The organism is Elusimicrobiota bacterium (genome assembly GCA_040757695.1).
In the GTDB taxonomy this organism is placed as follows: domain Bacteria; phylum Elusimicrobiota; class UBA8919; order UBA8919; family UBA8919; genus JBFLWK01.
Genome location: JBFLWK010000162.1, coordinates 1 through 2,582 on the forward strand (window position 1 = coordinate 1; position 2,582 = coordinate 2,582).

2 protein-coding genes are annotated in these 2,582 nt (G+C 37.7%); both read right to left on the reverse strand.

All coding sequences use genetic code 11. The annotated features are described in order from the left end of the window. Positions 1–201, reverse strand: a 201-nt coding sequence (locus AB1349_13585) for a hypothetical protein (protein ID MEW6558357.1), incomplete at its 3' end; no start/stop codon positions are given. 230 nt (positions 202–431) lie between these two features. Then, entirely contained in the window at positions 432–2,474 is a 2,043-nt protein-coding gene (locus tag AB1349_13590; GenBank protein MEW6558358.1) for a TonB-dependent receptor, read from the reverse strand. Positions 2,475–2,582: the final 108 nt, after the last annotated feature.

Genomic DNA, 2,582 nt, shown 5'->3' on the forward strand with positions numbered 1-2,582 from the left:
TTTCTCAATAACATTAGTTTCTTCTAAATTGTACTCCTTGAATGTGACTAAAATGCTTCTTTCTTTTACAACTTCTTTAAATCCTTCCAAAGCAGTATTATAAGGAGCAATATCTTTACTTTTTATAGCAACAATAACTGCTTGTTTAGCAGAAAAACACCAAGTAGTGAAAAATATCAAGCAAAGAATAATTTTCTTCATTTTTTTCTTCTAAAAATTTGGAACAATTCAGTTTTGCTGAAAACGCATGAATTGTAGTCGGTAATTTATAATCACCGTAAAATCGTTAACTATCATACCAGAGGCAGACCTGCCTTTGCCGAGAAAGTTCTCGCCTACAAATTTCAGCAAAACTTACCTATTACGCTCCGTTAGAAATCCCGCCTATTGAGATGAGCGGGATGCCATTTCTAACGGGACGTGCCTACAACTTAAAATTTATAGCCTGCAGATATCAGGAACCATCTACCCTGTTGACGGTAAGGGACCGCAGTACCGCCTAAATAATATTCTTCATTAAGTAAGTTGTAGCATGCAAGTTGTAATTCAGCGGTTTTAAAAATTTCTTTCACAGTAAATACAAGATTCAATGTCATTATTGATGGTAATTCCCAGTCAGGATAATAGATACTTTGCGGTAGATTTTGACTTTTTACTTCTGTTTTATCTAACCAGTTACCAGACAGGTTAACATTAAGATACTTTATTGGTGAATAATTCACCCCTAAATTAGCTGTATTTTCTGGTATAGCAAAAATTTTTTCATCTTTTTGCCAGCCGGGGTCAGTTTTGTCTTCTATGGGTTTCTGGAAAGTATGGTTAGCAAAAAGTTCTACTTTGCAGACAGTTGTTTTCAGTTCTGTTTCTACACCTTGAACGGTTATTTCACCGTAATTGCGATATGTGTACCTTCCGGCGACTCTTGTATCAGGTGCAACAAGGTCAAGTAGATTATTGTAGAAATAATTTACTGCAACGGTTAAATCTTTGCTGAAGTAGTACATTATCTGGCTTTGATAACTGTTCATTTTTTCCGGCTTAAGATCAGGTCCACCATAGTAGCCCATTACACCTGTCACATAGCGATAGAAATAAGATGGGTTCAAGAAAGATTCGTTATAGATCAGTTTCCAGTAGAAGTCTTTAAAAGCATTCCAAATCAGAGAAAGTCGTGGGTTTAAAGAACCACCAACATCTTTATAGTAATCATATCTTGCACCGACATTCCCAATAACCTGCGGTGTAATTTTTTGTTCTGTCTGTAGATAGCAAGCAAGATAATACTCATCACCAGGCTTTAGTGGGTCTTGCGCAACATGATCAATCATACTTGAAGCATAAGTTTGGTATGCAGTAGATTCTAATAATTTTCTATACTCAGGTTGTATACCAAACAAAATATCGCCTTTGAATAAAGGTTTTGAGACAGAATATTCAACACCACCAACAACACCTTCTACATCCCATCTGAACAATTTACCCAGCTCTTCCTTTTCCCATTCTCTTTGTGGCGATAGAAGTTGCCATGAAAACCAATAGTTGTAATCAAAGTAATGGTTAAGTTTGAATTTCATATCGTTCAGTGAACAATCATAAGTTAAATCAATATTCCCTGTTCGGAAAATCTGCTTATAAGGAAGGTTTGCTTTGTCATACTCTATGAGTTGACCGGAGTTGCCACGTGGATTAAAATAACTTGAATTGCTAAATGAACCCGCGAAAGTTAGATTACCTTCTTTAAGTTTCAGCCCGAAATCGTAACTCGGGCCGTAATGGTCAACATATTCGTAACCATCAATTGGAGTTTTAGAACCATCACGGTTTTTTGCTATATCTGCTTTTTCGCCTGATGTTTCTGCATAAGAACACCACATTACCAGATTATCTTTACCGTAGAGAATATCAGTTTTAACTTGACCGAAATTACCAGCTGAAATTTTTGTTTGCCAACCATCAATTTCTGTTGCATCTTTTGTGATAATGTTTACAACCCCACATAATGCTGCTGAACCATAAAGCGATGCACCTGGTGAACGAATGACCTCTATTCGTTTGATATTCTCTACCGACTGAGAGTAGTCATACTCAATAGTGTTCCACATCCATTCGTTTAACCGATAACCATCACGCAGAAGAAGAAATTTCTGATTCGTTGATGCGTAAATACCACGCATCGCTACCAGATGCTCGTTTGTATCCTGGATAATGTTAAACCCTGGTACAGTTTTTAAAACATCAAGCAGGTTCCGTGCACCCATATTCTTTATCTCTTCTGCAGTAATCACAGTTACCGCAGCAGGTGCTTCAGTAGCAGATTGTTCTTTCTTTGCAGCAGTTACTACAATCGGAATCTCTCTGAAGAGCAATTCTTCTTTTGTTACCACTTCCTGTGCTAATGCTTCAGCACCGATTCCCCAAACTAAGCCCATCACCAAAAATGCTAAAACTAAACTGTACTTTTGTTGAGTAGACATCTTTATAACCTCCTTGTGGTGACAGCCCTATCGGGCTGTCGTGCCCCTCGCAGAACCGTGCTTGCAGATTGCCCACACACGGCTCTTCAATAACACTTCCTCATAAAG

Coding starts and splice junctions, on each gene's coding strand:
- AB1349_13590 (MEW6558358.1), bottom strand. CDS start 2,474: ATGTCTACTCAACAAAAGTACAGTTTAGTTTTAGCATTTTTGGTGATG.